General features: G+C 69.3%; 1 protein-coding gene. It reads right to left on the bottom strand.

Annotated elements, in window-relative coordinates; genetic code table 11:
* Nucleotides 1–328 precede the first annotated feature (328 nt).
* Nucleotides 329–508 (bottom strand): hypothetical protein (locus CFN78_RS29660; protein WP_205660691.1); only part of this gene is annotated, 180 nt, incomplete at its 5' end.

Genomic DNA, 508 nt, shown 5'->3' with positions numbered 1-508 from the left:
AACGAGCAGCGGGCCTGGTACCTGGAGCCGGACAAGATCATTATGAGCAACCGGCTGATGGCCGAGCCTGAGCTCTTCCGCAGTTACGTGCAGCCGGTGGTTGAGATCCTCGTCTAGGGAGCTCCTCCCGCCAGCAGGCCGCCGGCAGCCACGGGGGCAGTATTCCTGCAGCAGCCGTTCAGCTGCCGGTCCCTTCCGCCGCCACCGTGATCCGTACCTGTCCTTCCGTGGCCGCTGAGGCCTGCCATCCGTCCCGGGCCTCCCGGTTCCAGCTCCGGCCGGCGAGGCCCACCTGCGTGACCTCGAAGCCTTTGGCGTTCGCAACCGCCTATTGCGCAACGGCCCAGGCCTGGCTGCCACCAGCGTCCACCTCCAGCGTTTCACCCTCAACAGCCGTCCCCAGCGGCCCGTAGGCCTGGCTGAGTTCAGCTGACAGGGCGGCGGTATCCCCGCCGGTGCCGGGCGCGCGGAGGGTGCACCGGACGGCTTCGGGCGTCTGGCCGGTCAG

The sequence above is a fragment of the Amycolatopsis antarctica genome (assembly GCF_002262875.1).
Taxonomy (GTDB): Bacteria; Actinomycetota; Actinomycetes; order Mycobacteriales; family Pseudonocardiaceae; genus Amycolatopsis; species Amycolatopsis antarctica.
The sequence above is the reverse complement of the archived record's forward strand: the minus strand, read 5'-3'. Positions and strand labels throughout refer to the sequence as shown.